Below are 6,887 nucleotides of genomic sequence, written 5' to 3' on the forward strand. Positions count from 1 at the left end.
CCCTTAAGTTCAGGAATCACAAAAATGAGTCAACACAAAAAAATTCCCCTGCTGGCAGCCATGATATTGGCGCTGCTCGGTCTGCTGTTCGCCGGTTACTGGTATCTTCACGGCCGCTATTTTGAAAGCACCGACAACGCCTATCTGCAAAGTGAAGTGACCGGGATCAGCTCCAAACTGCCCGGCTATATCCGCGAAGTGCTGGTCACCGACAACCAGCCGGTCAAAGCGGGCCAACTGATCGCTCGTCTCGATGATCGCGAATACAAAACCAGGGTCGCGGAGGCCGAAGCCGACCTGCGCCTCAATCAGGCGACGGCCGAAAATCTGGCCGCCACCCGCACCCAACAACTGAGCCTGATCCAGCAGGCCGAGGCCAAGGTCGCCTCCGCCAATGCCGAACAGCTGCGCGCCAGCCAGCAGGTCAACCGGATCAGTCAGCTCAACCAGCGCCACTACAGCTCGCAAGACAGTCTGGACGAGGTGCGTGCCGGCCTGCAGGTCAATCAGGCGCAAGCCCGGGAGGCCCAAGCCGCCCTGCAAGCGGCCCGTGAGCGACTGCTGGTACTGGATGCCGAGCGCAAACAGAATCTGGCCAAACTGGCATTGAGCGAAGCGCAACTGGAGCAGGCCAAGCTGGAGCTAGGTTATACCGAGCTGCGGGCACCGGCCGATGGCATCATCGGCAAGCGTAGCCTGCGGGAAGGGCTCTACGTCCAGTCCGGTATGCAGGTCGCCAGCCTGGTGCCGCTGCAGCAGGTGTGGGTCGAGGCCAACTTCAAGGAGACCCAGCTCGCCCATATGCAGCCGGGCCAGAAGGTCGAAGTGGTACTCGATGCCTACCCGGATCAACCGGTCGAGGGGATCATCGACAGCCTGGCCCCGGCGACCGGCGCCAAGTTCGCTCTGCTGCCGCCGGAGAATGCCACCGGCAACTTCACCAAAATCGTGCAGCGGGTACCGGTGAAGATCCGCATCCCCGAGCCAGGCCCGCTGGCAGGCAAGCTGCTGCCGGGTCTCTCCACCGAAGTGATCGTGGATACCCGCACTCCTGAGCCCGTGGTGGCTGCCAACTGATGGAACCCATTCCACGTCGCAACTGGATCGCGGTCATGGGGGGGCTTATCGGCGCCTTCATGGCCATCCTCGATATCCAGATCACCAATGCCTCCCTGAAGGATATTCAGGGGGCCCTGTCGGCCACCCTGAGCGAAAGCTCCTGGATCTCCACCTCCTATCTGGTGGCGGAGATGATCGCCATCCCCCTGAGCGGCTGGCTGAGCCGGGGGCTGAGTGTGCGCCGCTACCTGCTCTGGACCACCGGTGCGTTTATCGCTGCCTCCGTGCTCTGCTCGTTCAGCTGGAACCTCACCAGCATGATCGTCTTCCGGGCGCTGCAAGGCTTCACTGGCGGGGCGCTGATCCCGATGGCCTTCTCCCTCATCGTCACCCTGTTGCCGTTACAGAAGCGGGCCACCGGCATGGCGCTGTTTGGCCTTTGCGCCACCTTCGCCCCCGCCATCGGCCCAACCCTCGGCGGCTGGCTCACCGAGCAGATGTCGTGGCACTACATCTTCTATCTCAACGTGCCGCCAGGATTGCTGGTGATGGCCATGCTGGCCCACGGGCTGGATAAAAAACCGGTGGACTGGGCCGTGATCAAGCGGGTGGATCTCATCGGGATTGTCACCATGGCGCTTGGCCTCGGCTTGCTGGAGGTGGTACTGGAAGAGGGCAACCGGGAAGACTGGTTCGGCTCAAGCTTCATCGTGCGACTGGCGGTCATCTCGGCGGTGGCGCTGGTGTTCTTTGTCATCAGCCAGCTGATCCGCCGTCACCCGCTGGTCAATCTGCGACTGCTGCACAACCCGCGCTTCGCGCTGGCCTGCTTCGCCTATCTGATCCTCGGCATGGCGTTGATGGGCTCCATCTATGTGCTGCCGCTCTACATGACCCAGATCCACAACTACAACGCGCTGGAAATCGGCGAAGTCCTGATGTGGATGGGGCTGCCGCAACTGCTGGTGCTGCCACTGGTGCCCAAACTGACCCACAAGATAGACCCGCGCTATCTGGTGAGCTTCGGCTTCCTGATCTTCGCCGTCAGCTGCTTTATGAACGTCAACATGAGTGCCGACTACGCCGGGCCGCAGCTGATCCAGTCGCTTATCGTGCGGGCGCTGGGGCAGCCCTTCATCATGGTGCCGCTCTCCCTGGTCGCCACCGCCAGCCTGAGCCACGACGAGATCCCCTCCTCCTCGACTCTGCTCAACGTGCTGCGCAACCTGGGTGGTGCGTTCGGTATCGCCATCATTGCGACCCTGCTCGACAACGATACCCGCACCCATGTGCTACAGATTGGCAGCACTCTGGCCGCCAGCAGTATCGAGGGGCAAAACTATCTGCTGCAGCTGGCCCAGAGCATGATGGCGCAGGGTTCAGGCCCCGAGATTGCCCAGCAGCAAGCCCACGCCATACTCGCCAACACCATCAACCGGGAAGCGGCCATCATGGCCTATAACCAGGTGTTCTACATCATGGGGATCTTCCTGCTGGTCGCCAGCGGCCTGATGCTGTTGCTCAAATCCCCCGCCCCACGGGCAGCAGATGCCGAACCGCTAGAGGCGTGAAAAACCGCAGGGCATAAAACGAAAAACGGGCAAGCGCCCGTTTTTCGTTATCTGTTGCCTGCACTCAACCAGAAGACGTTATCCCGCCAGCGACCCTGCAATCAGGAATTGCGCTGCGAAGTAGCTGCTCATCACCCAGGCGCGGGCGTGGGGAAAGGGGCGGCGGAAGCGATCGAGCGCCAGCATGCTGTCGGAGAAGAGGAACATCAGCGCCCCCACCAGAGCGGCGGCCGAACCGGCAGTGAGAGAGGCGTGCCAGGCACCGGCGGCCACCCAGGCCATGCCAATGATCACCAGCATGTAGCAGAAGACCGGGATCCGCATCTCCCCCAGCTTGCCCCACAGCAGGCCAAAAACCATGCCAGCGATCAGCAACAGCAGCAAACCATCCACCAGATTGAGCAACAACGGCCCCTGAGCAAAACCGACGATATAGCAGAGATGCGCGACAAGAAATGCCGCCAACCCCTGAATGAAGCGATCGCTTGGCAGCATCAGCAGCACATCGCCCGCCAGCGAGAGACAAAGGCCGAGCAGGATCCAGGCGTGGGAACCATCGTGGTCATAACTCTGGTAGCCGAACGCCAACGCGATGATAAGCAGCATGGTCAGAGGCTTGCTGATATAGAACTGGCGGCTGTCTGAACCGTAGGCCGCACGGATGTGCCACCAACCTGAAGCGATGATCAAGAAACTCAATAACATGCCCTGCTCCTCACCTGTTGCTCGCAGTCATACGGCAACCGTTTTTATCATGGTGCAGGGTAACAAATTCCCTCCCCCAGTGGCAGGGGTGCTTATCAAATGGGCAGGCTAAGCCTAAAGTCTAATTGCCGCCCCGAGTGGTTCAGGGCATAAGTGACGGGTCTGGAGGATCACCATGGAAGAAGCTATGAAAAACTATCTGCCCGCCATCGATATCATGATGTGCCATCTGGGGATCAGCTTTGAGCAGGCCTGTGAACAACTGGGTCTTAGCCAGCAGGAGCAACAGGCACTGGATCAGTTGCAGCAACAGCAGAGCCAAGCCAACTAAGCCCTCCCGTTATTGGATATCATGATGTGCCATCCGGGGGTTAGCTTTGAGCAGGCCTGTGAACAACTGGGTCTTAGCCAGCAGGAGCAACAGGCACTGGATCAGTTGCAGCAACAGCAGAGCCAAGCCAACTAGCTTGAGTTGAATCATAAATAGAGAAGACCGCCAGCAGGCGGTCTTCTCTTTTAGTCTCTGTGATAACCGGACGGCATCATGCAATACCAGCCAGCAAACGACTCCAGTTGCGTTTACCAGCGATGAAGCCGTCACGCAGGGCCCGGTACTCCAGTTGCAGCTTGAGGCGGTCATAGCGCGCCAGCGCCTTGCGCTTGCGCAGCTCCAGCAGCCGCTTGCGACTGGCGTAATAGTGTTGCAACTGCTGGCTCAGCTTGTCGTACTCCTCCTGCAGCAGCGCCTGCCACAGTTCGCGATCTTCCTGCTTGCGCAACTTGGCTTGTGCCCGTTTCAGCTGCATCTGCAGCCGGGCTTGTTCGATACGCTCCTCCGGCGAGGATCTGAGATCCCCCGCCAGACCGCACCAGGAGGCGAGCCGAATCAACCACTTGGTCGGATCGAACTGCCACCAGTGAATGCCGTTGCGGTAGTCATTCTCGAACAGGTGGTGAAAGTTGTGGTACCCCTCGCCAAAGGTGAAAAAAGCCAGGATGCCGTTATCGCGAGCGGTATTGCGGTCGGTATAGGGCTGACTGCCCCAGATGTGGGCCAGCGAATTGATGAAGAAGGTGGTGTGGTGAGTCATCACCATCCGCAGTACGCCCGCCAACAGCAACATGCCGAGCATATCCCCGTGCCATAGGCCGAGCAGCAGCGGCAGCCCCAGATTGGCAGCCAGCGCCAGCGTCAGATAGTGACGGTGCTGAAACGCGACCACCGGGTTGTTCTGCAGGTCACGCACATTATTGTAATCGCCATAGCGATCTCCTTGATGCTCCCGCAACATCCAGCCGATGTGGGAATACCAGAAGCCGCGCCCCGCGCTGTAGGGGTCTTTATCGTTGTCATCCACATGACGATGGTGACGGCGGTGATCGGCCGACCAGTGCAGGGCAGAATTCTGAAGCGCCAACGCACCGCCGATGGCAAACAACCACTGCAAAGTAGGGTGCGCCTTGTAGGCCTTGTGCGACCAGAGCCGGTGATAGCCTGCGGTGATGGATAGGCCACTCAGGCAGAACAACAACAGGAAACTGGCCCACTGCCAGAGATCGTAACCGTGGCTCATGCCGTACCAGGGCACGACAATCAACGCCACTATCCCGGAGAGGGAGAACAGCAGGGTATTGGTGAAAATAATGGGGGGTCTGGCCATCTCATTGCATCCTTTCAGCGAACAGCTGTTAGCTATTTTCTATGGTGATTTCCTCACGGTCAATGGTAAAAAAGTAGGATACAAACCTGATCCTGAGGCGCCTTCGGGTTATCATTTGTCCTCGTTAAGCTGAAGGTGACTGATTTCGTGGGTATTCGCGCTCAACAAAAAGAAAAAACCCGGCGTACATTGATCGATGCTGCATTCAGCCAACTGTGCGCCAATCGGAGTTTCTCCAATCTCAGCCTGCGGGAAGTCGCTCGCGAAGCGGGTATCGCTCCTACCTCTTTCTATCGCCACTTTCGCGATATGGAGGAGCTGGGCCTGACCCTGGTTGACGAAGGAGGTCTTACCTTGCGCCAACTGATGCGACAGGCACGCCAGCGCATTGCCGGTGGTGGCAGTGTCATCAGCACCTCGGTGCAGACCTTTATGGAGTTCGTCGAGAACAACCCCAACATCTTCCGGCTACTGCTGCGGGAACGCTCCGGCACCTCGGCCGCCTTTCGTCAGGCGGTGGCTCGCGAAATCCAGCACTTTATCGCAGAGCTGACCGATTATCTGGAAGCCACCACAGAAGCACCACGGGAAGATGCCTACATCCAGGCAGAAGCCATGGTCACCATCGTCTTCAGTGCCGGTGCCGATGCACTCGACATGACCAGCGAAGAGTGCCGTGCACTCTCCGATCGCACTATTCGCCAACTGCGGATGATCGCCATGGGCGCCGAGGTACAAAACCAGAAGCGCCGTGAACCTCACCCATGACCACAGGATGGAGAACGACATGCCTGAACAGCTTATGATCCCGAAAAAACCGCTCGCCATGGCCATGCTGATTGGTATCTGTGGCGATGCCTCTCTGGCCGTGCTGACCAACTCGGTTGTGCCTTTCTCCTTCTTTCCGCTGATTGCCCTCTGGCTGGCGGCCTATCAGCTGTTCCAGCACTATCGTCATGAACCCATGGTGGGTAACACCCCCATCTGCACCCTGCTCTGCTTCTTTATCGGTGTCTTCGGCCACTCCGCGCTGCTCAAGGTGCAATACCCGGAGCTTGGCAGCAACTTCTTCTCCCTGATCATGATGCTGCTGTTACTGGCGGCCCTCTCCATCAAGCTCGGCCTGAGCATTGGCAACAAAGAGAAGCGCTGATAAATCGACCGAGTGATGGTAATCAGTTGATAGATAAAGCAAAGAGGCCTTCCCGTCGGGAAGGCCTCTTTGCTTGAACGGTACCTGATTAATCCGGCAATCTCGGTATTCCCAACCTAGCCAAGCTGCTGGGCTTCAAGATCGATGTGCAAATAGAAGAGAGGATGGTCAATATGGAGCTGCCCTGTAGTCAGAAAGCAGCAGAAGCATGATTTGGCCCCCTGTAGAGTCATTCAGATGGCTGTAAATGAAACTGATAAGACACTGATATAGCCAGAAAATGGTAGAAATAGCCCGCTATCTGGCACTCTTACTTGGCAGAGAAAAGCCAGATATTGGCGGTTTAACGCGCTAAAAATACAAAAGCCCGGTCATGGGGCCGGGCTTTGGCGCACGTTCTGGTGTGCAAATCTGGAGGTCACTGGGTAAAGAACGCCCATAGCAAAAAGGCCTTCCCCATCGGGAAGGCCTTCAAATTAGTGGCGGAGCGGACGGGACTCGAACCCGCGACCCCCGGCGTGACAGGCCGGTATTCTAACCGACTGAACTACCGCTCCGCATTCGGTTAGCTTTCGCTAAATCTTCTGCTGCTTCTTTTGAGGTGTCAACCTCGCAGCCAGTGATGTGATTCTTCACATCACCATTTAATTGGGTGCCTGGCAGTGTCCTACTCTCGCATGGCGAATGCCACACTACCATCGGCGCTACCGCGTTTCACTTCTGAGTTCGGCATGGGAT

At 58.1% G+C, this 6,887-nt stretch carries 7 protein-coding genes and 1 tRNA gene; 5 read left to right on the forward strand and 3 right to left on the reverse strand.

The features are described from left to right. The first annotated feature begins 24 nt into the window (after positions 1–24). Both AB5Y97_RS04320 and AB5Y97_RS04325 read left to right on the forward strand, forming a co-directional pair. A complete protein-coding gene (locus AB5Y97_RS04320) occupies positions 25–1,077 on the forward strand; it encodes an HlyD family secretion protein (RefSeq protein ID WP_021231553.1) in 1,053 nt (350 codons plus the stop codon). Then, a complete protein-coding gene (locus tag AB5Y97_RS04325; RefSeq protein ID WP_201947796.1) occupies positions 1,077–2,630 on the forward strand; it encodes a DHA2 family efflux MFS transporter permease subunit in 1,554 nt (517 codons plus the stop codon). Before AB5Y97_RS04320 ends, AB5Y97_RS04325 begins: the two co-directional genes overlap by 1 nt. Positions 2,631–2,708: 78 nt before the next feature. Here the strand turns inward: AB5Y97_RS04325 and AB5Y97_RS04330 are convergent, their stop codons facing one another. Next, positions 2,709–3,335 (reverse strand): lysoplasmalogenase, encoded by a 627-nt coding sequence (locus AB5Y97_RS04330; protein ID WP_005348507.1) that lies wholly within the window; start codon positions 3,333–3,335, stop codon positions 2,709–2,711. Positions 3,336–3,510: 175 nt separating this feature from the next. Between AB5Y97_RS04330 and AB5Y97_RS04335 the strand changes: the two genes are divergently transcribed. Then, a complete protein-coding gene (locus AB5Y97_RS04335) occupies positions 3,511–3,666 on the forward strand; it encodes a hypothetical protein (protein ID WP_005348505.1) in 156 nt (51 codons plus the stop codon). 211 nt (positions 3,667–3,877) lie between these two features. On the opposite strand, the gene AB5Y97_RS04340 is transcribed toward AB5Y97_RS04335, so the two are convergent. Beyond that, positions 3,878–4,996 carry a fatty acid desaturase gene (locus AB5Y97_RS04340; RefSeq protein WP_201947798.1) on the reverse strand — a complete coding sequence of 373 codons (1,119 nt, stop codon included), beginning with the start codon at positions 4,994–4,996 and terminating at the stop codon, positions 3,878–3,880. Positions 4,997–5,143: 147 nt separating this feature from the next. On the opposite strand from AB5Y97_RS04340, the gene fabR reads away from it, so the two are divergent. Then, entirely contained in the window at positions 5,144–5,764 is a 621-nt protein-coding gene (fabR, locus tag AB5Y97_RS04345) for an HTH-type transcriptional repressor FabR (RefSeq protein ID WP_005339921.1), read from the forward strand. 19 nt (positions 5,765–5,783) lie between these two features. Then, positions 5,784–6,149 (forward strand): YijD family membrane protein, encoded by a 366-nt coding sequence (locus tag AB5Y97_RS04350; RefSeq protein WP_005348493.1) that lies wholly within the window; start codon positions 5,784–5,786, stop codon positions 6,147–6,149. A 480-nt stretch (positions 6,150–6,629) separates the two neighbouring features. Here the strand turns inward: AB5Y97_RS04350 and AB5Y97_RS04355 are convergent. Then, a tRNA-Asp gene (locus AB5Y97_RS04355) sits at positions 6,630–6,706 on the reverse strand. Between the last annotated feature and the right edge of the window lie 181 nt (positions 6,707–6,887).

It is taken from the genome of Aeromonas sp. R10-2, from assembly GCF_040908445.1.
Classification (GTDB): Bacteria; Pseudomonadota; Gammaproteobacteria; order Enterobacterales; family Aeromonadaceae; genus Aeromonas; species Aeromonas veronii.